Annotated in this window: 24 protein-coding genes; 15 read left to right on the plus strand and 9 right to left on the minus strand. The window is 43.4% G+C overall.

Annotated features, from left to right (window positions below):
- Window position 1 precedes the first annotated feature (1 nt).
- Complete coding sequence (gene hutI / locus NL645_RS07895) at window positions 2–1,252, minus strand: imidazolonepropionase (RefSeq protein ID WP_054576441.1); 1,251 nt, start codon at window positions 1,250–1,252, stop codon at window positions 2–4.
- A 129-nt stretch (window positions 1,253–1,381) separates the two neighbouring features.
- Window positions 1,382–2,089: a histidine utilization repressor gene (hutC, locus tag NL645_RS07900; RefSeq protein ID WP_017634851.1), complete on the minus strand. Its 708-nt coding sequence runs from the start codon at window positions 2,087–2,089 to the stop codon at window positions 1,382–1,384.
- Between the two features lie 248 nt (window positions 2,090–2,337).
- On the opposite strand from hutC, the gene NL645_RS07905 reads away from it, so the two are divergent.
- Entirely contained in the window at window positions 2,338–3,081 is a 744-nt protein-coding gene (locus tag NL645_RS07905; protein ID WP_237283811.1) for a sporulation protein, read from the plus strand.
- A 6-nt stretch (window positions 3,082–3,087) separates the two neighbouring features.
- Here the strand turns inward: NL645_RS07905 and NL645_RS07910 are convergent, their stop codons facing one another.
- Window positions 3,088–4,065, minus strand: coding sequence for a DUF3187 family protein (locus NL645_RS07910; RefSeq protein ID WP_006743321.1), 978 nt, complete (start codon window positions 4,063–4,065; stop codon window positions 3,088–3,090).
- 410 nt (window positions 4,066–4,475) lie between these two features.
- On the opposite strand from NL645_RS07910, the gene thrS reads away from it, so the two are divergent.
- The 12 genes from thrS to pheT all read left to right on the plus strand — a co-directional run bounded on the left by thrS (window position 4,476) and on the right by pheT (window position 18,846).
- Window positions 4,476–6,404 carry a threonine--tRNA ligase gene (thrS, locus tag NL645_RS07915; RefSeq protein ID WP_005395892.1) on the plus strand — a complete coding sequence of 643 codons (1,929 nt, stop codon included), beginning with the start codon at window positions 4,476–4,478 and terminating at the stop codon, window positions 6,402–6,404.
- A gap of 3 nt (window positions 6,405–6,407) precedes the next feature.
- Window positions 6,408–6,959 (plus strand): translation initiation factor IF-3, encoded by a 552-nt coding sequence (gene infC, locus NL645_RS07920; protein ID WP_074191168.1) that lies wholly within the window; start codon window positions 6,408–6,410, stop codon window positions 6,957–6,959.
- A gap of 121 nt (window positions 6,960–7,080) precedes the next feature.
- Entirely contained in the window at window positions 7,081–7,275 is a 195-nt protein-coding gene (rpmI, locus tag NL645_RS07925) for a 50S ribosomal protein L35 (protein WP_005377932.1), read from the plus strand.
- A 40-nt stretch (window positions 7,276–7,315) separates the two neighbouring features.
- Entirely contained in the window at window positions 7,316–7,669 is a 354-nt protein-coding gene (gene rplT, locus NL645_RS07930; protein WP_004727974.1) for a 50S ribosomal protein L20, read from the plus strand.
- A 190-nt stretch (window positions 7,670–7,859) separates the two neighbouring features.
- On the plus strand, window positions 7,860–8,177 hold the full coding sequence (locus NL645_RS07935; protein WP_005377919.1) for a heavy metal-binding domain-containing protein: 318 nt from the start codon (window positions 7,860–7,862) through the stop codon (window positions 8,175–8,177).
- Between the two features lie 366 nt (window positions 8,178–8,543).
- Entirely contained in the window at window positions 8,544–9,353 is an 810-nt protein-coding gene (locus tag NL645_RS07940; RefSeq protein WP_046874836.1) for a helix-turn-helix domain-containing protein, read from the plus strand.
- Window positions 9,354–9,838: 485 nt separating this feature from the next.
- Window positions 9,839–10,627: a TetR/AcrR family transcriptional regulator gene (locus NL645_RS07945; RefSeq protein ID WP_046874837.1), complete on the plus strand. Its 789-nt coding sequence runs from the start codon at window positions 9,839–9,841 to the stop codon at window positions 10,625–10,627.
- A 245-nt stretch (window positions 10,628–10,872) separates the two neighbouring features.
- Entirely contained in the window at window positions 10,873–13,251 is a 2,379-nt protein-coding gene (locus NL645_RS07950; protein WP_253651521.1) for an RND family transporter, read from the plus strand.
- A gap of 18 nt (window positions 13,252–13,269) precedes the next feature.
- Window positions 13,270–14,061, plus strand: coding sequence for an outer membrane lipoprotein-sorting protein (locus NL645_RS07955; RefSeq protein WP_005395903.1), 792 nt, complete (start codon window positions 13,270–13,272; stop codon window positions 14,059–14,061).
- 10 nt (window positions 14,062–14,071) lie between these two features.
- Window positions 14,072–15,247: a hypothetical protein gene (locus NL645_RS07960; RefSeq protein WP_253651522.1), complete on the plus strand. Its 1,176-nt coding sequence runs from the start codon at window positions 14,072–14,074 to the stop codon at window positions 15,245–15,247.
- A 191-nt stretch (window positions 15,248–15,438) separates the two neighbouring features.
- Complete coding sequence (pheS, locus tag NL645_RS07965; RefSeq protein ID WP_005385470.1) at window positions 15,439–16,422, plus strand: phenylalanine--tRNA ligase subunit alpha; 984 nt, start codon at window positions 15,439–15,441, stop codon at window positions 16,420–16,422.
- An 18-nt stretch (window positions 16,423–16,440) separates the two neighbouring features.
- Complete coding sequence (gene pheT, locus NL645_RS07970; RefSeq protein WP_253651523.1) at window positions 16,441–18,846, plus strand: phenylalanine--tRNA ligase subunit beta; 2,406 nt, start codon at window positions 16,441–16,443, stop codon at window positions 18,844–18,846.
- Window positions 18,847–19,062: 216 nt separating this feature from the next.
- On the opposite strand, the gene NL645_RS07975 is transcribed toward pheT, so the two are convergent.
- Window positions 19,063–19,944, minus strand: coding sequence for an AEC family transporter (locus NL645_RS07975; protein WP_253651524.1), 882 nt, complete (start codon window positions 19,942–19,944; stop codon window positions 19,063–19,065).
- Window positions 19,945–20,477: 533 nt separating this feature from the next.
- Between NL645_RS07975 and ihfA the strand changes: the two genes are divergently transcribed.
- Window positions 20,478–20,774, plus strand: coding sequence for an integration host factor subunit alpha (gene ihfA / locus NL645_RS07980; RefSeq protein WP_005377899.1), 297 nt, complete (start codon window positions 20,478–20,480; stop codon window positions 20,772–20,774).
- A 123-nt stretch (window positions 20,775–20,897) separates the two neighbouring features.
- On the opposite strand, the gene NL645_RS07985 is transcribed toward ihfA, so the two are convergent.
- Entirely contained in the window at window positions 20,898–21,677 is a 780-nt protein-coding gene (locus NL645_RS07985; RefSeq protein ID WP_006741655.1) for a RelA/SpoT domain-containing protein, read from the minus strand.
- Between the two features lie 316 nt (window positions 21,678–21,993).
- Between NL645_RS07985 and NL645_RS07990 the strand changes: the two genes are divergently transcribed.
- A complete protein-coding gene (locus NL645_RS07990) occupies window positions 21,994–22,644 on the plus strand; it encodes a thiopurine S-methyltransferase (RefSeq protein ID WP_164666168.1) in 651 nt (216 codons plus the stop codon).
- A gap of 71 nt (window positions 22,645–22,715) precedes the next feature.
- On the opposite strand, the gene purT is transcribed toward NL645_RS07990, so the two are convergent.
- The 4 genes from purT to NL645_RS08010 all read right to left on the minus strand — a co-directional run bounded on the left by purT (window position 22,716) and on the right by NL645_RS08010 (window position 26,421).
- Window positions 22,716–23,891, minus strand: coding sequence for a formate-dependent phosphoribosylglycinamide formyltransferase (purT, locus tag NL645_RS07995; protein WP_006741653.1), 1,176 nt, complete (start codon window positions 23,889–23,891; stop codon window positions 22,716–22,718).
- 145 nt (window positions 23,892–24,036) lie between these two features.
- Entirely contained in the window at window positions 24,037–24,924 is an 888-nt protein-coding gene (cdd, locus tag NL645_RS08000; protein WP_054574062.1) for a cytidine deaminase, read from the minus strand.
- 443 nt (window positions 24,925–25,367) lie between these two features.
- Window positions 25,368–26,045 (minus strand): LrgB family protein, encoded by a 678-nt coding sequence (locus tag NL645_RS08005; protein ID WP_005377888.1) that lies wholly within the window; start codon window positions 26,043–26,045, stop codon window positions 25,368–25,370.
- A 1-nt stretch (window position 26,046) separates the two neighbouring features.
- A complete protein-coding gene (locus NL645_RS08010) occupies window positions 26,047–26,421 on the minus strand; it encodes a CidA/LrgA family protein (protein ID WP_005397786.1) in 375 nt (124 codons plus the stop codon).
- Window positions 26,422–26,423: the final 2 nt, after the last annotated feature.

The following is a 26,423-nucleotide window of genomic DNA, read 5'->3' on the forward strand; positions in this document are numbered from 1 at the left end:
ATTATTGGCCTCCGTGTGAAATGTATTCACCATTTACTATACGACCTACCAGACGTTTTGCTCCGACTTGATAGCTTAAATCTGCAGGGCTTTCGATATCCCAGATAGAGAAGTCCGCATCAAACCCTACTTTGATTTCGCCACGTGAATTTTGATAACCCAGAGCTTTGGCTGCATGTTGCGTTACACCACGCAGTGCTTCTTGCGGTGTAAGACGAAATAGTGTGCACGCCATATTCAGCATGAGTGTGAGATCAGAAAATGGTGATGTACCTGGGTTGACGTCCGTAGCAATTGCCATCGGCACGTTATGCTCTCTCAACAACTCAATCGGTGGTAACTGAGTTTCTCTTAGAAAATAAAAAGCGCCAGGCAATAGAGTGGCGACGGTGTTTGATCGAGCAAGTGCTTTAACACCTTGCTCATCTAAAAACTCGATGTGATCCGCTGACAGACCGTTGTATTGCGCAGTGAGGGCTGTACCACCGAGATTAGAAAGTTGCTCAGTATGCCCTTTAACCTTTAAGCCGTGGCGTTTTGCAGCTACAAACACTTTTTCTGTTTGTTCAAGATTGAAACCAATCGATTCACAAAAAACATCGACACTCGTAGCTAATTCTTCCTTTGCGACAACAGGGATTATGTCCTGACAAATGTGCTCAATATAATCATCTGCACGGCCTTGGAACTCTGGCGGAATGGCGTGAGCGGCGAGAAGTGTAGTGGTGATTTTAACTTTGCGCTCTTGTTCAAGCATTTTGGCTGCACGGAGCATTTTTATTTCATCATTCAGTGTCAATCCGTAGCCTGATTTCACTTCGACAGAAGTGACGCCGCTCGCGAGTAGCCCGTCTAAACGTGGCAACGCTAACTCAACTAATTGCGCTTCGGTTGCTGAACGCGTCGCATGCACCGTTGAAAGTATCCCACCGCCTTGTTTGGAAATTTCTTGATATGGCACGCCGTTTAAGCGCATTTCAAATTCGTTGGCACGATTGCCCGCGTAAATAAGATGAGTGTGGCAGTCGATCAAACCTGGCAGAACTAACTTGCCTTGAAGGTCGATACTCTGAGCGTAATGTTGGGCAGACAGCAGAGACTCGGTTTGCGGTGCGTCTTCACCAATGGCACAAGTACTGATCGCAACGATTTTTCCAGATTTAATACCAATGCGCGCTGGAGGCGTTGGAAGGTATCCGCATTCTCCCGATTGCATGGTAACTAGACGTGCGTTTTCAATCAGCAAATCCATGTTTGTGTCCCTGTGTTTATTTGTATCATTAAATGTATATACAAATAAATAGAGCAAAATAAGAACACTGACAAGATTGATGTTGCTAAAATGTGATCAAAACGTAGATCTAGAGGACAAATCTTGTCCTTAAATGAGCACTTTTGAGCTCAGCTTATATTTGTTACCAGGGTGATAAAGTAGGGCGGTACTGACTAACTTATCTTGGCTCCACGTTCTGCGATTCAAGAGAAGGCAAGGTTCATTGGCTTGCATTTTTAAGTCTTGCTTAATACGGCTTTCAGGCACAATTGCCTCTACAGTATGTTCTATCGCGCTGAGTGGGCAATTATCTGACAGGTATTGATTTGGAGTGATTTGTGTGAAGTCTTGATTTAAATAACTCGGGGCATATTGGCTATTCACCCAGCGGAGCTCCAATTGAATCGGCGTTTGGTCTTCATAGTGAATAATTTCACTGTAAAACACTGTCGTGCCTAGCATAACGCCGAGTTTTGTCGCAATGTTGTCATCTGCTTTTATGGCAATTTGTTTGAGCACTTTACTGCCATACTTTCGCCCTCTATCGCTGACTTCTTCGGCAATGTTTCGAATGTCTAGCAGGGGAGATTCTGACTTTTCACCAGGATCACACACGAACGTGCCTAAGCGTGGGCGACGTTGTAATCGGCCCTCATTAACTAAATCCCGAATTGCTTTGTTCACTGTCATTCTACTGACACCAAATTGCTCGGTAAGCTCAATCTCGGTGGCGATGCGATGACCAACTACCCACTCTCCAGCCTCAATTTTATCCAGGATAAATTGTTTAATTTGAATGTAGAGTGGTGCAGACATAATCATTTTCCTTTATTTGACTATACAAATACTGCTGAATTTAGGTACAAATTGCAAACATTTCTCGACGAATGTACCGCTTAGTGACCGAGCAATCCTATTGCAGAGCTGAATGACTCTTGCTGCTGAGCATTATTTGGATTGATAATTGAATTCAAACATTTTCTTGTGGTCTATTGCTTGCACAGCAGAAAACAATTGTGTAAACAAACGATTATTAGAAGAAAAATCGCTAAAAAAGGAAAAGTATGTTTAAAAAATTGAAAGCATCACTGGGGATCGGCTCTGCAAAAGTAGATACCATTTTGGACGAAATGAGCGTGTTTCAAGGAGCGACGCTGAAAGGGCATGTTCATATCAAAGGCGGAGACGTCGAACAACAAATTGATGCTATTACGATTAAATTGAACACGGAAATGAAAGTCGAAGTGGATGATAGCGTAAGTTACCAAACCTTCACTATTGATCAATTGAAAGCAGTTGACCCTTTTGTGATTCAACCTAATGAAGAAAAGCAGGTTCCGTTTGAGCTAAAACTGCATGATGAAACACCAATTACTGCGGTTAGCGCACTTAAGAATCAATGTCATGTTTGGGTTGAGACGACGTTAGATATTGATTTTGCAATTGATCCGCGTGACCGTGACTATATTGAAGTGAAACCACTACCAGTAGCATCTCGGGTTATTCAAGCGATCGAGCAAGCTGGCTTCACTATGGTTAAAGCCGATGTTGAAAAAGGCTTTTTGCGCGGTGGCTCGTTTGCTTCTCGCTCTGGAATTTATCAAGAGCTAGAGTTCCGAAATAACGGCTTTATCTCATCAAAAGAAATTGAGCTTTCTTTTATTCTGGAAGGGCAGGTCATGCATTGTTTGGCAGAGGTTGACCGTTCGCTCAGCTTGGCTGGGGACCAATATCGCTCGTTTACGTTGCCGATCAATGCAACTGATGCTCAAGTCGCTGCCGCGGTTGCACCAACGCTAAATCTATAGTTCTCATCAACTTGATGAGAATATGTACCGATATCCTATTGTGAAAGCGATATCGGTACTGTTATCCATGTTTCGTGCGTTCTCTACGGCTAAAAACTCAAGCGCGGAGTTTTCCATTAGATATCGATAGCCTAATACCAGTTCATTAGAGGCATCAGCAAACTCTGCGGGTCCTTCTGTTGAGCCTTGATACCAATGGTATTCAAACATCAGGTGGTGGTGATCTTCCAACGCATAACGGTACCCAGCTGCAACGGCAATCGTATTATGCCGATAGGGTAGATCCAGTAAGGCGCGATCATCTGAGCGAAAAGTTATGCCAACCATCGAGTAAAATGCATGGGCGTCACTCAAATAACTGTAATTTACTTGGAAACCTTGCTCGAAATTACTGCCTTGAAAAGTCCCGTGAGCAACATCATTAAAATATAAGCTGCCACCAATAGATAGGCCGTGATGTTCATTCTGAAACACTTGATATTGCAAATAAGTAGATAAGTTATTGGCAAGCGTTTGTCCTTCGAAATCATCTTCTAGCACATCATATTGCGGCATTGAAATGTAAAAACGATCTCTGTCTACTTTGTCTCGGCCATTCTGTCCGATACCGAAAAGGTTATGGAAGCTTTTAGTCAGTCCATCTAAATGGTTATCAGCGGCAAAAACCCACCGATAATTGAGTTCCCATTGCCAACGGCTATTGATTTGCCACTTGCTGCCAATTTCGATTTGGTTGTGGTAATAATCCAGTGCGTATTCATCAGTATGAGCCCAAACACTAGCCACGGTTCCTGAGCCATAGGTTTCGACAAAGTCAGAGGGAAGGCTATGTCCTGAGCGCAGTATATTGGTATGGCTAACCACTTGCATCGGAGATTGTGCGTAAGAACGTAGCGGCCCATACAGGTCATCTGATGCCATGGCTGGTACACAGCATATCGAAATGCTTAGAAGCCCCATAAAGCGCGATTTGAAATAGATCATGATGAACACCTACATGCAAACTACTCAATAAAACAACTATATACCTAAATTGCACTTTGAGGTGGAACTAGGTGTGCTGGGTCCTGTGTTGGTTAATATGTATCAGGAACTATTATACCAGTTGTGTATTCAAGTTCTATTGGGAGGGGGTAACTCCGTTTACAAATGATGTGAGCCCTTAAGAATAATCATCAGATTGTCGTGACGGGGCCTGAGGTTAAGTTCTTATGATAAAACAAAATCGCGCTTTGCAATCTAAATGTGAGCTAGGTACAATCCCATTTTCGATAACGGTCCGGTATTCGTGTTACCGAGAGGCCTTTATTGACTCTCAACTATTTTCAACAAATAGCTTCTAATTTGAATAACATGTGTTGCTTGGTGTGCAACACCACTGTAAAGGACATAGCATGCCTATTATTACTCTTCCTGACGGCAGTCAGCGTCAATTTGACAACCCAGTTTCTACTATGGAAGTTGCGCAATCGATCGGTCCTGGTCTTGCAAAAGCAACGATCGCTGGTCGTGTAAACGGTAACCGCGTTGATGCGTGTGACCTAATTGAAGAAGACGCAAGCCTTGAAATCATCACAGTAAAAGATGAAGTAGACGGTTTAGAAATCGTTCGTCACTCTTGTGCTCACCTTCTTGGTCACGCTCTTAAGCAGCTTTACCCACAAGCTAAAATGGCGATTGGTCCAACCATCGACAACGGCTTCTACTACGATATCGACCTAGATGAGTCTCTAACGCAAGAAGATCTTGAAAAGATTGAAAAGCGTATGAAAGAGCTAGCGAAAACCAAGTACGAAGTTGTTAAGAAAAAAGTAAGCTGGCAGGAAGCGCGTGATACGTTTGAATCACGTGGCGAACCATACAAAGTGGAAATCCTAGACGAAAACGTATCTCGTGATGATCGTCCAGGTCTTTACCACCATGAAGAATACATCGACATGTGTCGTGGTCCTCACGTTCCTAACATGAGCTTCTGTCAACACTTCACTCTATTGAATGTGGCAGGTGCTTACTGGCGTGGTAACAGCGACAACAAAATGCTTCAACGTATCTACGGTACGGCTTTCCACGATAAGAAAGCACTGAAAGCGCATCTAACTCGCCTAGAAGAAGCAGCGAAGCGTGACCACCGTAAGATTGGTAAGCAACTAGACCTATTCCACATGCAGCAAGAAGCACCGGGTATGGTGTTCTGGCATCACAATGGTTGGTCTATTTTCCGTGATCTGGAAGTATTCATCCGCGCTAAGCTAGATGAGTACGGTTACCAAGAAGTAAAAGGTCCGCTAATGATGGACCGTGTTCTTTGGGAACGCTCAGGTCACTGGGATAAATACGCTGATGCAATGTTCACAACTTCTTCTGAGAACCGTGAATACGCAATTAAGCCAATGAACTGTCCAGGTCACGTACAGATCTTCAACCAAGGTCTAAAATCGTACCGCGACCTACCGCTACGTATGGCTGAGTTCGGCTCATGTCACCGTAACGAACCATCTGGTGCACTACACGGCATTATGCGTGTACGTGGCTTTACTCAGGATGATGCTCACATTTTCTGTACTGAGAGCCAAATCCAAGAAGAAGTAACAAACTGCATCAAGATGGTGTACGATACGTACCAAACATTTGGTTTCGATAACATCGTAGTGAAACTGTCTACTCGTCCAGAGAAACGTGTAGGTTCAGATGAAATCTGGGATCAATCTGAAGAAGCATTGAAGCAGTCTCTTGAATCGATGGATATCCCATACGAAATTCAAGAAGGTGAGGGTGCGTTCTACGGTCCTAAGATTGAATTCACACTATACGATTGTCTAGACCGCGCTTGGCAGTGTGGTACTGTCCAGCTAGACTTCAACCTACCAGGTCGCCTAGGCGCTACTTATGTAGGTGAAAATAACGAACGTCTTGTACCGGTAATGATTCACCGTGCGATTCTAGGTTCACTAGAGCGCTTCATCGGTATCCTTATCGAAGAATATGCTGGTTTCTTCCCAACTTGGTTGGCGCCAGAACAAGCAGTTCTTATGAACATTACTGATAAACAGTCAGGTTATGTTCAAGAAATAGTACAAAAACTACAAAAAAGTGGAATTAGAGCTAAAGCGGACTTGAGAAATGAGAAGATTGGCTTTAAAATCCGCGAACATACTTTGAAGCGTGTACCGTATATGCTTGTTGTTGGTGACCAAGAAATGGAAGCTGGCGAAATTGCAGTACGTACTCGTAAAGGTAAAGATCTTGGTAAATTTAAAGTGGATGATTTTATTGCATACATCCAAGACGAGATCTCTAGCCGTAAGCTCAATCTGGAGGAATAAGCTATTAAAGGCGGAAGACGTGGCCAACAGCCGGTAAAACAAAACCCGCACCGTATCAACGGTGAAATTCGTGGTATTCGTGAAGTTCGACTAACAGGCGCTGACGGTGAATCAGTTGGTGTTGTATCGATTCAAGAAGCCATTGCAGCTGCTGAAGAAGCTGGTATGGATCTCGTTGAGATCAGTCCTAACGCCGAGCCACCTGTTTGTCGTGTGATGGACTATGGTAAGTTCCTCTTCGAGAAGAGCAAAACTGCTAAAGAGCAGAAGAAGAAGCAAAAGCAGGTCCAGATCAAGGAAGTAAAATTCCGTCCTGGAACTGATATTGGAGACTATCAGGTAAAACTACGCAACCTGACGCGTTTCCTTGAAGAAGGCAACAAAGTGAAGGTAACAATTCGCTTCCGTGGCCGAGAGATGGCACACCAAGACATCGGTGTTGACGTTCTAAATCGTCTTAAGGAAGATACTGCAGAACTTGCTGTGGTTGAATCTTTCCCTAAGAAGATTGAAGGTCGCCAGATGATCATGGTGCTAGCCCCTAAAAAGAAGTAATTAACGGCTCATCAAGTAATTAAAACCTAGCCGCTTTCCTTTCGATAAAGGCATAACGGCTGGGTTTTGTTCGCCCTAATTACGTTGTTTATTAAACCTACTCAATGCGGAGTTATTCATCATGCCTAAGATGAAAACCAACAAAGGTGCTGCTAAGCGTTTTAAGAAAACTGCTGGTGGTATTAAGTACAAGCACGCTACAAAACGTCACATCCTGACTAAGCGTACTACTAAGAACAAGCGTCAACTACGTCCGAATGCAATCCTTCCAAAATGTGAAGTGGCTGCAGTAATCCGTATGTTGCCATACGCTTAATTCTTTTTAGTTATCAATCGTTTAGTTTAGGAGAAGCATAATGCCTCGCGTAAAACGTGGTGTACAAGCTCGTGCACGTCATAAGAAAGTTCTAAAACAAGCTAAAGGTTACTACGGTGCGCGTTCACGTGTTTACCGCGTAGCTTTCCAAGCAGTTACTAAAGCTGGTCAATACGCTTACCGTGACCGTCGCGCTAAGAAACGTCAATTCCGTCAACTATGGATTGCACGTATCAATGCGGCATCTCGTCAAAATGGTCTATCTTACAGCCGTTTCATCAACGGTCTTAAGAAAGCATCTATCGAGATCGACCGTAAGATCCTTGCGGACATCGCAGTATTCGACAAAGCTGCATTTGCAGTTCTAGTTGAAAAAGCGAAAGCTGCTCTTTAATTAGCAGTTTAGGATTAAGAGAAGGAGAGCATTAGCTCTCCTTTTTTATTGCTAAAATATATACCCAAATATTTTTCAGTTTTGCCATTCAGAATCTTGTCTATCAGTCTTCCCGATTTGATTAGTGATCACTGCTCTGTTGGTAATAAAATGGCTTGGGTATATATTTTACGTTTATAAGGGACTAAAAATGATCTACACAACGACAGAAAGCATTCCGGGCAAGCAGATCTCTGAAATAAGAGGGGTTGTAACTGGTAATGTTGTTCAATCAAAACACATCGGTCGTGACCTCATGGCGGGTATCAAAAGCATTGTTGGCGGTGAAATTCGCGGTTACACGGAAATGATGACCGACGCGCGTGATATAGCTATACAACGCATGGTAGCAGACGCTGAATCTAAAGGTGCCGATGCAATTGTAGGGATTCGATTTACCACAAGCTCAATCGTAGATGGTTCTTCGGAAATTTTGGCATTTGGTACTGCAGTGAAACTGGCGGACTAGTCTACTTGAATAGCAGTGCAAAAATGCTAATAGAGAGCGGTGAATTATTATGCATTTACCGTTCTGTTCCTTTTAGGTTAATTATTCTAGATTTTTGCAGAGCGAATAGGTTTATATTCTCAACTCTACGTTACTATTAAAATTAATTGCGATGATTTAGAGTAATTGCTTCACTTTTGTTTTGTGTATTATTTTATATTCATAATGAAATTGAATTCATATTGAATTTTCCATTTATCGTGTGAATTTTGATTTCGATATATTAATTCATATTTTTCTTATAAAAATATGAACTTATACCTTGCCAAGCGGTTCTAAATTGTTACAAATACTATACAGCTGTAACATTGCCAAAAGGAATTGTAGATGAGAGATCTGACTCCCGAATACTTGCTAGCCGCATTACGCCAAGCGATTAAAACAAAAGGGCTAACATATCGAGAGCTATCTGAGAAAATGGGCATGCCGCTGTCCACTTTTAAGAGACACTTAACAAGCACAAATCTCGCTTTGGATAAACTGCTTGAATATTGTAGAGCTGTTGATTGCACGTTAGATGAACTACAAAAGCTTGCGAATCAATTACAAGGCGAAGACGAGGATTACTTTAGCCGTACGCAAGATGAAGTTTTTTTTCAATTTCCCCATCTTTACGATTTTTATCGTGAATTGAGAATGCTGCGAGGCAAAGATGGATATTCCATTTTAAAGAAAAAGTATGATTTGTCTGAGCAGAGCATGTCTGATTACCTAAAAGCTTTGGAGTTATTGGATCTTGTTTACGTTGATGAAGATAAAAATATAACGTTGCACGGGCCGTTATATTACAGCTATGCAGAAAACTCCAAGCTCAATGATAAATATACGGAAATCATAAAAGAACAGACAACAACCCACGATAAATGCGTTCGTGTGGCTTTGGCACGCATGAAAATTACCGAAGAGCAGCTTTTGCAATTGGAAGATCAAGTCGCAAAAACGGTTATCGATTTTCATTCCCAAAATGTTGTGGCAGAGAACTTCAACGTCTCTGATTTTACTAATATTGTTCTACTTGCAGGGCCACATCAACCAGTCACATTCTCTGATGGAATTATCGAGACAGAAGGGCGATTTATTGACGATATTCGTTATGCCATTGCATCTGCAGGTGATAAACCAAGCCTCTCGATTTAGAAATTCAGTCTTTTACTTAAAGAGAATCGCTTTCTCACTATGTTATTGAGTTTTTCAGCTCTAATATTGAAAGGAAGCAGTAAAAGAAAAGCCCAAGACAGAACACACTTTGTAAATAGAGCATCCAGTTGCTGTTTTGAATCCAAACTTTAAGTGTTTTGGGCTTTTTTGAATAACATCATTTCAATATCACTCGTTGTCCAATTTTTAAAGTTCTGATTTTTGGGGTTGTGTCCCCGCACTCCACTCTAGATTTTCCTTACAATCAAATCATTCTCGCTGAACCAAGCATCTTGATGTTACTTGGTTATATATAAGTAATGCTTATTTTTCGGTTAGCTATAAATTCATACTTGCAATGTTTGTTTTTTGATCTATTATGACGAAGTGTCATTTATGACGGTTCGTCAAATTTAGTGGCGTTCCTGTATTCAAGAATCGTGTTACAATTATTGGGAGTGTGTTGGTATACGGATCAAAGGATTATGTTTAACTTTCGCTGTAAAAAAGATAGCAAGCAAGACGGATGTAGTACGTCTTCAGGGCTAACTAAAAAACAACAGGCGATTGCTGATCGTGAAATAGAGCTTATTCAATTGGCTAAGTCTCTGGTTCAAGAGCAAGGCTTTGCCAACTTAACGATGGACAAGCTCACAGCAGCAAGCCCTTACTCGAAGGGAACGATCTACAATCATTTTTGCAGCAAAGAAGATGTGATTCTTGCGCTTTGTATTCACTCGCTGAGAAGCGAAGCAATATTTTTCGAACGTACCGCTAAGTTCAATGGCAATACCAGAGAAAAAATCATTGCTATGCATGTAGGTTATCGTATTTACGCTCGTATGGAGCCTGTACTATCAACTTGTGCGATTGTTGCAAAGACGCCTTGGGTCCTCGAGAAAGCTTCGCCTAAGCGTGTGAATGAATTGAACAACTTAGAAGAACAAGTAATAGATGGTGCTGATGCGTTAGTGAATAATGCGGTGGAATGTGGAGACCTTAAGTTCTCTCCCGCAATTGGTTCTGATGCCATCGTATTTGCTAACTGGTCTATTGCCTTCGGTTCAAACGCTCTAGCGCAAAATGCATCGAACAGTCGATGTATTCAGCGAATTCAAGATCCATTCTCAGTACTGCATAACGCGAATATGTTACTTGATGGTTTAGGGTGGTCACCTTTATCGACAGAGTGGGATTACCGTAAAACGTGGCGTCGAGTGGAACAGGAATTGTTCAGCGAAGAGCTTGCTTATTTAGAGTCTGTGAATCGCTAATCGTTATAGAGGCCATCTAATATTTTAGTTGGCTTTTTTATTACACCATTGTGACGAATCGTCAAAAAATAGAGATTGGTACTCAAGTTACCGATCTCGAGAAGTATAGGAAGTTACTCAAAAACTAACTTATATAACCAAATAAATTCGATCTGATTTTTATATGTTGAAGTTATCTGGTTATCACAGCATTCGCTGTTTTTTTAGTTTTTAAATTTGACGAAACGTCACAAAAGGAGAGTGTGATGCCACATCACAACGTTCAACAACAAGCCCGAATTGGCTGGGTCAAGCTACCAACGAATTACAGTGTGTTGGTTGTACTTGCTACCGTTTTATTGATTGTTATAGCAACTATTGGAGGAAAAAATCTTTACTTTAGAGGGGATTACGACATCTTCTTTGATGGAACAAATGAGCAGTTACTTGCGTTTGATGAAATTCAGACTACCTTTGCAAAATCTGACAGTCTTGCTTTGGTCATAGCGCCAAAAAGTGGCACTGTTTTTACTCCTAACACCTTATCTCTTATTCAGCAGATCACTGACGAGGCGTGGCAAGTCCCATACTCCACCCGTGTTGATTCCCTTGCCAACTACCAGCATACCGAAGCGTTTGAAGATGATCTTCTTGTCGAAGATTTACTGTATAGCGAATATGAATTGACGCCTCAGCGAATCGAGAAAGTCAAAAGTATTGCGTTGAGTGAACCGGTTCTGAAAAGTTCACTGATTTCCGAAAAAGGGGATGTCACGGTCGTGAATATTACGGTCCAACTCCCTGAGGTCGATAAAACCGCTGAAGTACAAGAAGTGGTTGCCTACATAAACGGAATGATTGAGCGTTATCAGCAAGTGTACCCGGATACTGAGTTCCACAAGGCCGGTATTATTGCAATGAACTACGCGTTTATGACCGCAGCTCAAGATGACAGCGCGACGCTAGTGCCGACCATGCTACTAGTGATATTGGTTTTCCTGACTCTCATGTTGCGCTCATTGCTTAGCGTCATCGCGACACTCATCGTTATTATCGGCTCAGTTATGGTGACAATGGGCTTATCAGGATGGGCTGGTATGTTCTTAAGCACTGCGACAGTTAATGTGCCTACCTTGGTGATGACGCTTGCCGTCGCCGACTGTGTACACATCATAGCGACGATGCGTCAGTCAATGCAAAACGGCTTTAGTAAAGCCCATTCTATTGAACGAAGTATTGCGCTCAATTTCATGCCCATCCTGATTACCTCCATTACCACCGCGATCGGCTTTTTAATGATGAATATGTCGGATTCTCCAATCCTGAGAGATTTCGGCAACCTATCAGCCCTTGGCGTCATGATTGCTTGTTTCCTTTCCATCACATTACTTCCGGCGTTACTTCATATCCTTCCTGTTAGAGTGAAGTCAGACACTGCTGATGAAAGAAAGCACTTTATGGATCACTTAGGGGATTTCGTGGTGTCAAAGCGACATGCGTTATTGCCGTTGTCGGTGCTTGTTATTGTCGCGAGTGCGAGTTTGATTCCGATGAACAAAGTCAACGATGAATCCGTCGAATATTTTGGTCATAGCAATGAATTTCGTCGAGCGGCTGATTTTATGGAAGAGCGAATCAGTGGCATGGCGAACATCAGTATCGCGATAAAAACTAACGAATCGCAGGGTATTGCGGCTCCTAATTTTCTCAATACCGTGGGTAAATTTACTGACTGGCTAAGGTTGCAGCCAGAAACGGACCATGTTGCGACCTTGAGCGATGTTTATAAGCGCCTAAACAAGAACATGCATGGAGATGAGCAGACTTATTACTCGCTTCCTCAAGACAGAGAATTAGCGGCTCAATATCTGCTGCTTTATGAAATGTCACTACCGTATGGTTTAGATTTGAACAACCAAATCAATGTTGATAAGTCGTCAATCAAGATGGTTCTCACCGTGGAGAACTTGGGCAGCGTCGAGCTTGTTGATTTGGAAAATCGTATTTACCAATGGTTTAACGAAAACGCGCCTCAGTATGATGTTGTTGCTTCTAGTCCATCACTGATGTTTGCGCATATTGGCGAAACGAATATGGCTAGCATGCTGTCAACCTTGCCTATCACTCTGGTCTTAATTTCGGCATTACTGATCTTTGCCTTACGCTCGTTCAAGCTCGGTTTAATCAGCCTGGTCCCGAATATCGCCCCTGCGCTTATTGGTTTTGGTATTTGGGCGCTGGTTTCTGGTGAAATTAATTTGGGGTTGTCTGTTGTTGTGACGTTGACGCTTGGCGTTGTGGTTGATGATGCTGTTCATTTTCTCTCTAAATACCAACACGCTCGTAAAGATGGCCATAGCGCGGAACAAGCGGTTCGTTACGCTTTTCGCACCGTGGGGCGCGCGCTTTGGATTACGACTGTCGTGCTTGTTGCTGGTTTCTCCGTTCTGGCGATGTCGAGCTTCCGCTTAAATGCCGATATGGGGCAGTTGAGTGCCATTGTTATCTTCATTGCTCTTGTTGTGGATTTCATCTTTCTACCGACTCTACTGATGTTGTTTGACAAAGGCGTCTACGACGAGGTGGACCGCCGAAACAAGCTTAAATCAACTGACTCTCAAACCACGGCTGTTATTCAGTCATAACGAATCAAAGGATTGAACATGAATTTACTAAAAAATGCCTTAAAAGTATCTGCACTTTCTGTCTCGCTTTTTATGAGTCATGCGGTGTTAGCGGATGAAGCGAAAGGATTAGAAATTGCTCAAGAGCGCAAAGCCCGTGATGAAGGGTGGGGGGATTCTGTTGCTACTATGAAAATGATTCTGCGGAACGCACAAGGAGAAAGCAGCACACGTTTAATGCGCCTTCAATCACTCGAAGTTGAGGACGATGGTGACAAAGGACTCACAATATTTGATGAACCAAGAGATGTGAAAGGCACCGCGTTTCTCAACCACTCTCATACAGTGGGTGCCGATGACCAGTGGCTTTACCTTCCAGCACTGAAGCGTGTGAAACGTATTTCCTCGCGTAACAAATCAGGCCCTTTTATGGGCAGTGAATTTGCGTATGAGGATCTCAGTTCTTTTGAGATCGAAAAATATCGTTTCAATTACTTAAAAGATGACACCATAAATGGGCAAGATGTTTTCGTCATAGAGCAAATCCCGACCGACAAAAATTCAGGTTATACCAAGCAAACGGTGTGGTTAGATAAAGCGCATTATCGCCCACTGAAAGTTGAGTTTTACGATCGCAAAGGGTCGTTGTTAAAAACGCTTTCTTTTTCCGATTACAAGCAGTACCTCAACCAATATTGGCGAGCGCACACCATGGCGATGACAAATCATCAAACAGGAAAAAGCACTGAGTTAACAACAAGTGAAATGCGCTTTAACACTGGGCTCGAAGACAATGATTTTCATAAGAATGTGTTAAAGCGAGTGAGGTAGTGGAGGAGAAATGAATCGATCAAATGTTGGGTTGTTGCTTAGCGCAGCAACCTCTTTTTACTCGATGCCTCTTGCCGCCGTTGAGCTTGCTGGACAAGTCAATATTGAGCATCGTCAGTTTTTTGAAACTGGCTCTCAGGGTCAGAGCAAAGCGCAAACGTCATTGGTTTTGCAGCCAGAATTTTACTGGGAGATGCAAAATGGTGATGCGAGCTTTACCCTCACACCTTTCTATCGTTTGGATAGTCTAGACGATGAGCGAAGTCATGGAGACATAAGAGAGGCGCTTTATCTGACGTACTGGGATGATTATGAGCTTCGAGTTGGGATTAGTAAGGTTTTTTGGGGAGTGACGGAATCCGCCCATTTGGTTGATGTAGTAAACCAGACAGACGCCATTGAAGCCGTCGATGGTGAAGATAAGCTCGGTCAGCCGATGTTGCATTTTACCTCATTCAAAGATTGGGGCACCGTCCATGCAATGTTATTACCTTACTTTAGGGAGCGAACGTTTGCGGGTACTGACGGGCGCTTGCGAACCGAACCTGTTGTCTCAGATGATGCTATCTATGAATCAAGCAGAGAAGAAAAGCAGGTAGATGTGGCTTTTCGATATTCGAAAATGCTTGGCGATTGGGACGTAGGCCTGAGCTATTTATATGGAACAAACCGGGATCCTTACTTTCGTTTTGAGTACGGGGAGTTAAAGCCTTACTACGCTCTGATGAGTCATGTCGGTCTCGATGTACAAGGAATCGTTGGCGATTGGTTATGGAAACTGGAAAGTGTTTATCGAGATAGTGCTGATAATCATGTTGGTCTTGTGACGGGATTTGAATACACCTTCGTTGGCGCATTTGACACGGTTTGGGATGTGGGTGTGATTGGTGAATACCTCTATGACAGTCGTGGGAATAACGCACAAACTATCGGTCAAAATGATGTGTTTGCAGGCATTCGCTGGGCGCTCAACGACGAGGACGGAACGGAAGTGTTGACTGGAATCACAAAGGATTTAGATAACGCCGATGTTTACAATGCCAAGTTAGAAGCCTCGAGCCGAATATCGAATAACTTTAAGTGGCAAATTGATGCTTGGTTGTTCAAAAATGAAACGCCAAACGATTTGCTCTATTTCGCCCGAGATGACGATTTTATCGAGCTATCTATTCAATACTATTTCTAAAACAAAAGGGCACAACTTAACGGCAGATTAATGAAAGATGACATTTTTGACGTTTTTGTGCTCTTTTTATTCAATAACCTCTTCTTTTCGTAATTCAATTTGGCATTGGTGCCCGGTTTGGCTACTATGTACAGCTATCAAAAAACCAATCACTCCCTTATGGACACTACCAACAGGTAGATGAGGAAACGATGCAACATCTAGAAGAGATCATTGCTAGCGCGAGCACTGCAATTGAAGCTGCCGAATCGCTAGTCGCACTTGATGAAGTGCGTGTTCAGTATCTGGGTAAAAAAGGTGAGCTAACTGCTCAACTTCAAAGCCTAGGCAAACTACCACCAGAAGAACGCCGTGAAGCTGGTCAAGAGATCAACAAAGCGAAAGGCGTCGTTCAGCAAGCTATCGCAGCTCGTAAAGACGCACTACAACGTGCAGAGCTTGAAGCGAAACTAGCCGCTGAAACAATTGACGTGACATTACCAGGTCGTCGTATTGAAAACGGTGGTTTACACCCAGTAACTCGTACTGTAGAGCGTATTGAGAAGTTCTTTGGCGAACTTGGTTTTAACACCGAAGCTGGCCCAGAGATCGAAGATGCATTCCACAACTTTGATGCGCTAAATATTGCCGCTGATCACCCAGCGCGTACTGACCACGATACTTTCTTCTTCAATCCAGATTTGATGCTTCGTACTCATACGTCAGGCGTACAGATCCGTACGATGGAAAATGGTAAACCACCATTCCGTTTCATCGCACCGGGCCGTGTATACCGTAACGACTACGACCAAACTCATACCCCAATGTTCCACCAAGTGGAAGGTATGTTGGTTGATGAGAACGTAAACTTTGCACAGTTGAAAGGCATCCTGCACGATTTCCTATGTAACTTCTTCGAAGAAGAAGTAGAAGTACGTTTCCGTCCATCTTACTTCCCATTCACTGAACCTTCAGCTGAAGTAGACGTGAAAGGCAAAAACGGTAAATGGTTAGAAGTACTAGGCTGCGGTATGGTTCACCCGAACGTACTACGTAGCGTAGGCATCGATCCTGAAAAATACTCTGGTTTCGCATTCGGTATGGGTGTTGAGCGTCTAACGATGCTTCGTTATGGCGTGAACGATCTACGTGCGTTCTTCGAAAACGATCTTCGTTTCCTAAAACAGTTCAAGTAATCCAGAGGGTTCATCAACATGAAATTCAGCGAATCATGGCTTCGTGAGTGGGTAAACCCAGCGGTTACTACTGACGAACTCACTCATCAAATTACAATGGCCGGCCTAGAGGTAGACGACGTTCTTCCTGTAGCGGGTTCTTTCACTGGCGTTAAAGTGGGTCACGTTGTTGAATGTGGTCAACACCCAGACGCAGACAAACTTCGCGTTACTAAAGTAGATGTAGGCGAAGAAGAGCTTCTAGACATCGTTTGTGGCGCACCTAACTGTCGCCAAGGTCTGAAAGTAGCGGTAGCAACAGTTGGTGCTGTTCTTCCAGGCGATTTCAAAATCAAAAAAGCGAAACTACGTGGCCAGCCATCTCACGGCATGCTTTGTTCGTTCACTGAACTAGGCATTGATGTTGAGTCAGACGGCATCATGGAACTAGCAGAAGACGCAGTAATCGGTACTGATTTCCGTGAATTCCTAGGTCTAGATGACGTAACGGTAGACGTAGATCTAACAGCAAACCGCGCTGACTGTTTCAGCATCCGTGGTTTAGCTCGTGAAGTTGGCGTACTAAACCGTGCTGACGTGACTGAGCCATCAGTAGAAGCAGTTGCGCCTTCAATCGACGATAAAGTGTCTATTGAAGTGAAAGCGCCAGCAGCGTGTCCACGTTACCTAGGTCGTGTAGTTAAGAACGTAAACGTTCAAGCTGAAACACCACTATGGATGCAAGAGAAACTGCGTCGTTGTGGTATTCGCTCGATCGACCCTGTAGTAGACATCACTAACTACGTGCTTCTAGAGCAAGGTCAACCAATGCACGCATTCGATCTATCGAAGATCGAAGGTGGCATCGTAGTTCGTATGGCTGAGCAAGGTGAGAAGCTAACACTTCTTGATGGCAGTGAAGCAGAACTAAACGCAGATACACTAGTAGTTGCTGACCACAACAAAGCACTTGCAATCGCAGGTATCTTTGGTGGTGAAGAGTCTGGTGTAACAACTGAGACTAAAGACGTTCTACTAGAGTGTGCATTCTTTGCACCTGACCACATCCGTGGCCGCGCTCGTAGCTACGGTCTGCACACTGATTCTTCAATGCGTTTCGAGCGTGGTGTGGATTACGCACTGCAAGTGAGCGCAATGGAGCGTGCAACTCAGCTTCTTGTTGAAATTTGTGGCGGTGAAGTAGCACCTGTTGTTGCAGTAGAGTCTGAAGCAGACCTACCTAAGCCAAACAAAGTTGCTCTACGTCGTACGAAGCTAGACAACCTACTAGGTCACCACATCGCTGATGCTGACGTAGTAGAAATCCTAGAGCGCCTAGGTTTGACTGTTGAAGCTTCAGAAGAAGGTTGGGTGGCAGTAGCGCCAACATGGCGTTTCGATATTGCTATCGAACAAGACCTGATTGAAGAAGTTGGCCGTATCTACGGTTACGACAACATTCCTAACCAACACCCAGCTGCAGCACTTAAGATGCACAACCACGTTGAAGCGGATCTTCCACTGAAACGCGTTCGTGATCTTCTTGTTGACCGTGGTTACCACGAAGCAATTACATACAGCTTCGTTGAGCCTGAACAACAAAAGCTAGTTGTACCTGGTGTTGAGCCTCTAGTGCTTCCAAACCCAATTTCTGCAGATATGTCAGCAATGCGTCTTGGTCTTATCCAAGGTCTGCTGAACACGGTTGTTCACAACCAGAAGCGTCAACAGCCACGTGTTCGTCTATTCGAATACGGCCTACGTTTCATCCCATGTGAATCTGCAGAAAACGGCATGCGCCAAGAGCCTATGCTTGCAGGTGTTATTGCTGGTACTCGCGGTGAAGAGCACTGGGATATCGAAACTAACACTGTTGATTTCTTCGACCTTAAGGGCGATCTAGAAGCGATTCTAGAGCTATCTGCGAACGAAAAAGCGTACTCTTTCGCAGCACTGTCACCTGAAAGCAAAAAAGCTAACCCAGCACTTCACCCAGGTCAATCTGCGGCAATCATCGTAGACGGCAAAGAAGTAGGCGTGATCGGTACCGTTCACCCTGAGCTTGAGCGTAAGTTCGGTCTAAACGGTCGTACTATCGTATTCGAAATCGAATGGTCTGCAATCAACAGTAAAGTGATCCCAGAAGCGGTTCAGCTTTCTAAATTCCCATCAAACCGTCGTGACATCGCAGTAGTTGTGGACGAAGCGGTAGCATCTGGTGACATCGTTAATGCTTGTTTAGAGCAAGGTGGCGAGTTCCTTAAAGATGCGAAACTGTTCGACGTGTACGTAGGTAAAGGCGTTGAAGAAGGTAAGAAGAGCCTAGCAATCGCTCTGACTCTACAGTCACTTGAGCGTACGCTTGAAGATGCAGATATCGCTGGTGCGGTTGACGCTATCGTTGCTCACGTTTCTGAGAAGTTTGGTGCGTCTCTACGTGACTAAGCGTTAGATGAACTATCTCTCTTAAGAAACTAAAAACCCTGTCAAATCGGCAGGGTTTTTTATGTTGAGCATTATCTTATTGTGATTCACGTGCTAGGCCGTTTACGTCACCTCCAACAACCTCAAAAATCTGGACCAAACTCGAGGTAACGCTTAATCGAGACTTGGCATATATCGTTTTTCAGCCAACAGACGCTAACGCTAGCTTATTGGCGGCTAGGCGGCGAGTGAGAGGGTATAGCTAAGCAGAAGTGGGAGCGTAAGAATACTGAAAAAGTTGCCAAATAGTACCATTGACGCCACTTTCATGGGCTCTATATTCAGCCTTTCCGCAAATAGGTAATTCATGACGGCTGGTGGCAGCATTGTGAAGAGTACCATCATTTGCAATTGCATCGTTGGAAGGGGAATTAACCAATAAATAAGTGCAAATGCAACCGCCCCAGTTGCAAGCGACTGCACGGTACACAATACACCAACCTTTAAACCGTCCACTCTTAAATGACACATTTGCGCCCCCAGGGATAAAAGCATCACGGGTACTGCCGCTTGGCCAAGTAGAGCAGTCGCTTCGTATAAAGGTGCCCATATACCCACATTTGACACGTTGAGAAACAGAGCCAACGACGCAGCTAAAAAGATTGGCATCTTGACTATTTGCTTAAAAGGGTTGCCATGACTAAGTAGCATTACACCTAAACTAATGTGCAAGCATGCTGACACGACAAATAGCAGTACTGCTGAGGATAGCGCAATTTCTCCAAACGTATAGGTAAACAAAGGAATAGCAAGGTTTCCGCTATTGCGAAACATATGTGGTGGTGCCCAGGTTTTAAACGACAGTGACGTCAATCGACATACTGGGATCATGAGTAGTGCGGGAACCAAAACCGCGACAATTGCTGCAAAAAGGAGTGGTCCCTGATTCGAGTCTAACGGCATGTTAACGAGCGAAGAAAACACCAGCGCAGGTGTGAAAACCTCAATGTTAATGCGGTTGATTGGACGAAAGTCAGGCTTGATGTAACGACCTACCAAATAGCCGACGCCGACAAGAGCAAAAACAGGGAAAAGAATATTTATGATTTGATTAATCATGGTCGCCTAGATGAAGTGTAAGGAGCTAATGTGGAGATACACGAAGAACCACATTATCAACCTTTATATATTGCGTCATCGCTGAACAGTGAGAAGCGTGGGTTTAATCAAGCTTTCTAAGCACAGTTGCAAAGCCAGGTGGTCATACCATTTAGTTCAATTGTTACGTATCGAGTTACATACAAATCACTGAATTTACGACAAGTTCTATGTCAAGTGTCTGTTAAATAACCAATCTCTGATATTTTTATTAAATAGTGATTAATGTTGATATTTAAACTACTTTTAGTTTTATCAGCTGGATGTTTTTCCTATTAAAGAGAAAACAAAAACAAAAATATCAAAATGTTGGCGTTTAACAATAATTTACATAGTGCTATTCCTTTTGTTCGCCAAGAAAAAAGTTGGCGAAAATCATAAGCTTGTCATACACTTCCTGATGTAACCCCGATATGTTGTTGAATTGGTAGGGTAAAACTGCTCTGGCGCTACACTAACGTAGCATTGTTTAACATAGCTTTGAGGAAAGTTTTATGGCGCTCACAAAAGCCGAACTGGCAGAAAACCTGTTTGATAAATTAGGATTTAGTAAGCGGGACGCCAAGGAAACGGTGGAAGTGTTCTTTGAAGAGATTCGTAAGGCACTGGAAAGTGGCGAACAGGTAAAACTGTCAGGTTTTGGTAACTTTGATCTTCGTGACAAGAATGAACGACCTGGTCGTAACCCGAAAACCGGTGAAGATATTCCAATTACTGCTCGACGTGTAGTGACTTTTCGCCCGGGTCAGAAGTTAAAAGCTCGTGTAGAAAACCTGAAGAAAGTACAGTAAGCCGAATAAATGGATCACGCTAAGGCGTGGTCTTTTTTTTGCGTAAAACTTGTGTCGCATATAAACGAAAACCACCGCAATGCGGTGGTTTTTCTGTTTTTGAGTATATCTTAATGATATGGATTACGCTGCTTCTAGGTGCGTTGTTAAGTATGGTTGCCATGCTTGTTGGTACAAGTTTTTAGACTGTGCACGCATGTTGCGAATAGAAGCGAGTTCTAGTTCGCTTAGTTCGCGTTTCTCCATCATCGCTTGGCGTTCTAGTTTCTGGATTTTTTCGTATAGGTCGTGTTCAGGACCGCTTTTCACATCTGCGATGGCTTTTAAGTGCAGTTGAACTTCGGCAACTAGATTTGTCTTTGGTAAACGAACGAGTAAGTTCAAGTCTCTATAGCCTGAAGGACCAGGTTTTTTGAAGCGATTTTTTACTTTAACAATTGTTGTTTCACGCTCTAAGGTTTCATAAATGGAGACTAAGCTCGCGACGTCTTCAGCAACAATCGTGGCACGGGCTAGGTCAGTAATGCGTTCGACTTTTCCATCTAACTCCAAAGCTATTTTTTCTTCTGCTCGTTGTTTGGACTTTACGCCTGCGAAGTATGGCTGAGCATCATTAAGAAGTGCGGTACTTTTACAGATAGTTTCAAGCTCAAATTGTGCTTGGTGAGCTTTGCTGTAAAGAATGTCGAAGTCAGTGTATGGCTGAGTTGGAGTTGCGTCGATTGACTGAATACCATACAAGCCGCTAAGGCTATGTTTAAAGAGTTTCGAACAAACTTCGTTTTGACTTGTTGAACGATTTTGATCGCCACTCGGCGCTGGGGTAATTGGAAGTGCGGCAAATGCCGGTGCACGGCTAAGTACCAAAAGCATCAATGCTGTAGTACGAAGAAATAAGCTCATTCACTCTCCTTAACTTGCTTGTACTTAGAAAATAGGGAACATAAAGGTCGCTAAGTTCGGCAAATCAGGTACTAACTTATTAATGGGGTCATTACGAAAGATTCCAAGGTTTCAGTTTTGTCTTGAAGTGGAATCGTGCGTTAGTTCACCATTTCTCTTTTCTTTATTCTGTTTATCAGATAAAGGCGTGGTTCCTATAAGAACATTTACATCCTATCACCGCTGTATTAACCAAAGATGAACGGCATAGACAAATTGAAAAAAATCGTTAGTCTTACTTCTCAAAATGAAAATCAGCCGACAAGTAGAAAGTAAAATGAGAGACCAAGAGTTTTGGCATAATAAATGGGCCAGTAATCAAATCGGATTTCACTTGGAAGATGTAAACCCGCTATTACCTGCATATTGGCAACACACAAACCCAAAGCGTGAAGACAAAGTGTTAGTGCCTTTGTGTGGAAAGTCAGAAGACTTGATTTGGTTGGCGATGAAGCATGATTCAGTTGAAGGTGTTGAGCTGAGCCATATCGCTGTTCGTGCCTTTTTTGCTGAACATTTTTATACGCCAACCGTGACGCCTCTTAATGGTATGCACGAGCTTTATCAATTTGATGAGCTCTCTATTTATACTGGGGACTTTTTCACTGCACCAGTATCTCAAGCCGATATCATTTATGATCGCGCCGCGTTGGTTGCTTTACCGAAAGATATGCGAGAGGAGTATGTAGAGCGTCTCAAGCAACTTTTGAATCCAGGCGGTCGTATTTTGCTTGTTACACTCAACTATCCTCAAGAAGAGATGGCGGGGCCTCCATTTAGCGTGCCAGTCGAAGAGATTGAGCAGTTATTTTCAGGTTACAAAGTTACCTGTTTGAACGTAGATGAAGCTGATGAAAACCATCCTAAAATTGCGAAAAAAGGCTTAAGTCGCTTCTCTGAAGAAGTGTACCTAATCGAGAGTGAATAGGTTTTTTTGGTTTGTAAAACGAAATAGCGCAGCAATTTGAGCTGCGCTATTTTTGTATAAGTGGTTCGTATTTAATAAGTGATATTAACTTTTGAAGCACTTTCAACAGCATCTTGAACGGCTTCTTCGGTGGTTTTTCGTCGCGTAAGGACAACACCTAAACGACGGCGACCATCGATTTCTGGCTTGCCGAATAGACGAACTTGCGTTTGAGGTTGAGCTAAGGCCTTGGTTAGGTTGTCAAAGCGAATGTTTGTGGAAGTCCCTTGACCAAGAATAACGGCCGACGCAGATGGACCATATTGTACGATATTATTAATCGGCATTCCGGTAAATGCACGTACGTGGAGAGCAAACTCTGACATTTCCTGAGAAATCATAGTGACCATGCCTGTATCGTGTGGGCGAGGAGAGACCTCATTGAAAATGACCTTATCGCCTTTAACAAATAACTCTACACCAAAGATGCCGTAGCCACCGAGTGCGTTGACTACTTTCTCTGCCGTGTATTCTGCTGCTTTTACTGCGTTTTCTGACATGGCTTGTGGTTGCCATGATTCGCGGTAGTCGCCATCTTCCTGACGATGGCCAATTGGAGCACAGAAGTGAACACCGTCAACGGCTCTGACGGTCAATAAAGTGATTTCGTAATCGAAGTCGATAAAACCTTCCACGATCACGCGACCTGCCCCCGTACGTCCGCCTTCCTGTGCGTAATCCCATGCTTTTGCTACGTCGTCTTCCGTCTTGATGACACTTTGCCCTTTACCTGAAGAACTCATAACTGGCTTTACTACGCACGGGATGCCTACATGCTCAACCGCGGCTTTGAAGTCTTCAAAAGTATCTGCAAAACGATAAGGTGATGTCGTCAGTTCTAGTTCTTCTGCAGCCAAACGTCGGATACCTTCACGATTCATTGTTAGCTTGGTTGCCTTAGCGGTTGGAACAACATTCAGCCCTTTTTCTTCAAGCTCTACCAGTTTGTCGGTTGCGATAGCTTCGATTTCAGGTACGACGTAAGTAGGTTGTTCCTTTGTAATAACTTCTTCTAAGGCGCTTCCATCTAACATATCGATGACGTAACTACGGTGAGCAACTTGCATCGCTGGAGCATTAGCATAGCGATCACAAGCAATCACTTCTAAACCAAGTCTCTGACATTCAATTGCGACTTCTTTACCGAGTTCGCCAGAGCCTAAAAGTAATACACGGGTAGCATTTGCGCTGGTTGCAGTGCCAAACATAGTGTTCCCTTACAAAATAGAGTGGTGAGACAGAAATTGCAGGAGATCATACTGAAGTTTCATGACAAAGCAAACGTTTGCTTTTGGTTTTTAGGCAATAAAAAAGCTCTACATGCCGTAGAGCTTTTTATACTGAAATTGTCGCTTATACGTTGACAAAACTAAGTGGAATATCTGGATTCAACGCTTCTAACGTTGATTGCGTATCAGCCAAATGACTGATCTTGCCTTCTGAGTTTTCTACCAGAGCAGCGGCTTTGATATTGTCAAAAGTTTCACCCGCAAGTAGTACTTGGAGCAGCGCAACTTGTAATGGCGGCAAGCTAGGGTTAAACGCCGCATTTTCCGCATAAGCACCTTGGAATACACGGCCGCTAGCCATTTCTAATGCTAAGCCACTCAAGTTGTTGGTATATGGTGAGTGGCTCATGTTCATCGCTTCAACAGCGCTTTGAATTAGAGTGTCTTCATCATCGCATGAGAACTGATGCTTTACTTCTGCCATTAAGCCGGATTCGATACCGAGATCGTTTGGTCCAAAGGCTTCAGGTAGGTATTCATGCAGCGACTTTTCTTCGCGTTCTGGAAGCTGGATTTTAAGCTCGTTTGCGGTAGATAACTCGTTCATGAACTGACGGCAGTGACCACATGGGCTGAAGTTAATGGTGATATCTTTAATACCACGTTCACCTTTCATCCAAGCGTGGCTAATTGCAGACTGCTCTGCGTGAACCGTTTGACCTAACTGAACACCAAAGAATTCCATGTTGGCACCGAAGTAAAGGCGACCTGAGAGACCACGAACGATAGCACCGACATAAAATTCAGAAAGAGGAGCATAGGAATATGCTGCGGCAAAAGGAAGTAGAGCAACACGAAGCTCTTTATCTGATAGACCGGTAGCTGAAAGCAACTGCTCAAACTGTTGAACTGAAAGCGTAGCATCAAAATCATCAGCTTGGATGATAGGAGCAAGTTGTTTGGAAAGTGCTTCTGGAGCGCCTGCTAGCGCCTGTTCAATGCGACTTTTCATGTTGAATCCTTGTTATTGCATGGACAGTTATTCTATGTGAAGGATAGAAATGTTCCGTGCGTTAGATCACGATAAATAATGCAATTGATAATTCTGTTACATAATTAGAGTGAGCTCACACATGTATTCGATTGCACTGACGTGAAGCGTTATCTCCGTCTCACAATTAACCATATCAGTATATATTCATATAACCAAGACGCTGGGATATGTTAATTACGATGCCTACATGTCCACACAACGTTATTCCTAGATATCTAAGCAACGTTGAGTCAGTAATATTGCACTGAATGTTGAAGTTATTAGTGTGTATCTCGTCAGAGTGCCTTAACGATCTTACTAGAACGGGTTGTTAGATGAGGTAATACAGAATTCTGGAAGGGATAAGGAAGAAACGGGAAGGCCACGGCCTGCCGGAAGGAGGGCAGACCGAGAGCACTTAACTATTGATATAGCCAGACAGCCAAAGCAAAAAAACTTGGAGCCAAAATAGAAGTGATGATGCCGCATAAAACCAATGCGAGTGATGAGAACGCGGCATCAATGGGCTGTTTCTCTGCACATGTCGCGGTGCCTAAGGCATGAGACACGGTACCCATTGTTAGGCCACGTGCAATCGGGTGTTTAATTCCAATTAAGTTGTAAATTGGGTATGCCAAAATCGCGCCCAATAAACCAACAATCAGAACCAAGATCGCCGCAACGGCAGCTTCACCACCGAGGTGACTCGAAATTTCCATTGCTATTGGCGTAGTGACGGATTTACCCACTAGACTTGCGATTAAACTAATATCCGCTTTGAAAGCGACTGCGATCAAGGTGGTTGTCATCATCGACATCACACTGCCTACTGTGCAAGCAAAAGTGATGATTCGCCAGTTTGCTTTAATCTGTGGTAGTTGTTCATATAACGGGTAAGCCAGAGCAACTACGGCTGGTTGAAGTAAAAAACTGATCCCTTCGTTATCCGCATAATACGTTTCAAACGGTACATTTAAGTAAGTAAGCAAAGGAATGAGCACTGCAATACTGATCAGCAAAGGATTTGCTAGAGGATTATTCACTTTGATTGCGATTTGGCGCGCGACAAGAAAAACCGCAATGGTAACAACTAACCACATATCAGTGCTTCTCCTTTAGCAAGTAGTCCAGCAGCCAAGCGAGGCTGACTAGTACAATGAGTGAGCCTCCAACTGCGCTAGCAATGATAGGGAGGGCATTAGCGAGTAGCATATCGAAATGTTGCATTAATCCCACGCTAATAGGAACGAACAACAAAATCATGTAGCGGATAAATAGCGTGGCGCCCGGTTTGACCCAATCGACCTTTACAAGCCCAAGAGTCATAGAGAAAAACAGTACGAGCATACCGATGACACTTCCTGGGACGGAAACGCCAGTGAACTTTTGAATGGTAATTCCGATGCCAAGTGCCCCCATGATGAGGAAGATTGAAATGAGCAGTTGGATCAGTTGTAAGAATCGTTCTTTAATCATTT

Origin of the sequence: Vibrio sp. Y51_MX_L26, assembly GCF_024181935.1 — a bacterium.
GTDB lineage: Bacteria > Pseudomonadota > Gammaproteobacteria > Enterobacterales > Vibrionaceae > Vibrio > Vibrio diabolicus.

What these genes read in the sequence shown, in the direction of transcription:
- hutI (WP_054576441.1), bottom strand. Translation starts at nt 1,252, where the DNA reads ATGGATTTGCTGATTGAAAACGCACGTCTAGTTACCATGCAATCGGGA.
- hutC (WP_017634851.1), bottom strand. Translation starts at nt 2,089, where the DNA reads ATGTCTGCACCACTCTACATTCAAATTAAACAATTTATCCTGGATAAA.
- NL645_RS07905 (WP_237283811.1), top strand. Translation starts at nt 2,338, where the DNA reads ATGTTTAAAAAATTGAAAGCATCACTGGGGATCGGCTCTGCAAAAGTA.
- NL645_RS07910 (WP_006743321.1), bottom strand. Translation starts at nt 4,065, where the DNA reads ATGATCTATTTCAAATCGCGCTTTATGGGGCTTCTAAGCATTTCGATA.
- thrS (WP_005395892.1), top strand. Translation starts at nt 4,476, where the DNA reads ATGCCTATTATTACTCTTCCTGACGGCAGTCAGCGTCAATTTGACAAC.
- rpmI (WP_005377932.1), top strand. Translation starts at nt 7,081, where the DNA reads ATGCCTAAGATGAAAACCAACAAAGGTGCTGCTAAGCGTTTTAAGAAA.
- rplT (WP_004727974.1), top strand. Translation starts at nt 7,316, where the DNA reads ATGCCTCGCGTAAAACGTGGTGTACAAGCTCGTGCACGTCATAAGAAA.
- NL645_RS07935 (WP_005377919.1), top strand. Translation starts at nt 7,860, where the DNA reads ATGATCTACACAACGACAGAAAGCATTCCGGGCAAGCAGATCTCTGAA.
- NL645_RS07940 (WP_046874836.1), top strand. Translation starts at nt 8,544, where the DNA reads ATGAGAGATCTGACTCCCGAATACTTGCTAGCCGCATTACGCCAAGCG.
- NL645_RS07945 (WP_046874837.1), top strand. Translation starts at nt 9,839, where the DNA reads ATGTTTAACTTTCGCTGTAAAAAAGATAGCAAGCAAGACGGATGTAGT.
- NL645_RS07950 (WP_253651521.1), top strand. Translation starts at nt 10,873, where the DNA reads ATGCCACATCACAACGTTCAACAACAAGCCCGAATTGGCTGGGTCAAG.
- NL645_RS07955 (WP_005395903.1), top strand. Translation starts at nt 13,270, where the DNA reads ATGAATTTACTAAAAAATGCCTTAAAAGTATCTGCACTTTCTGTCTCG.
- NL645_RS07960 (WP_253651522.1), top strand. Translation starts at nt 14,072, where the DNA reads ATGAATCGATCAAATGTTGGGTTGTTGCTTAGCGCAGCAACCTCTTTT.
- pheS (WP_005385470.1), top strand. Translation starts at nt 15,439, where the DNA reads ATGCAACATCTAGAAGAGATCATTGCTAGCGCGAGCACTGCAATTGAA.
- pheT (WP_253651523.1), top strand. Translation starts at nt 16,441, where the DNA reads ATGAAATTCAGCGAATCATGGCTTCGTGAGTGGGTAAACCCAGCGGTT.
- NL645_RS07975 (WP_253651524.1), bottom strand. Translation starts at nt 19,944, where the DNA reads ATGATTAATCAAATCATAAATATTCTTTTCCCTGTTTTTGCTCTTGTC.
- ihfA (WP_005377899.1), top strand. Translation starts at nt 20,478, where the DNA reads ATGGCGCTCACAAAAGCCGAACTGGCAGAAAACCTGTTTGATAAATTA.
- NL645_RS07985 (WP_006741655.1), bottom strand. Translation starts at nt 21,677, where the DNA reads ATGAGCTTATTTCTTCGTACTACAGCATTGATGCTTTTGGTACTTAGC.
- NL645_RS07990 (WP_164666168.1), top strand. Translation starts at nt 21,994, where the DNA reads ATGAGAGACCAAGAGTTTTGGCATAATAAATGGGCCAGTAATCAAATC.
- purT (WP_006741653.1), bottom strand. Translation starts at nt 23,891, where the DNA reads ATGTTTGGCACTGCAACCAGCGCAAATGCTACCCGTGTATTACTTTTA.
- cdd (WP_054574062.1), bottom strand. Translation starts at nt 24,924, where the DNA reads ATGAAAAGTCGCATTGAACAGGCGCTAGCAGGCGCTCCAGAAGCACTT.
- NL645_RS08005 (WP_005377888.1), bottom strand. Translation starts at nt 26,045, where the DNA reads ATGTGGTTAGTTGTTACCATTGCGGTTTTTCTTGTCGCGCGCCAAATC.
- NL645_RS08010 (WP_005397786.1), bottom strand. Translation starts at nt 26,421, where the DNA reads ATGATTAAAGAACGATTCTTACAACTGATCCAACTGCTCATTTCAATC.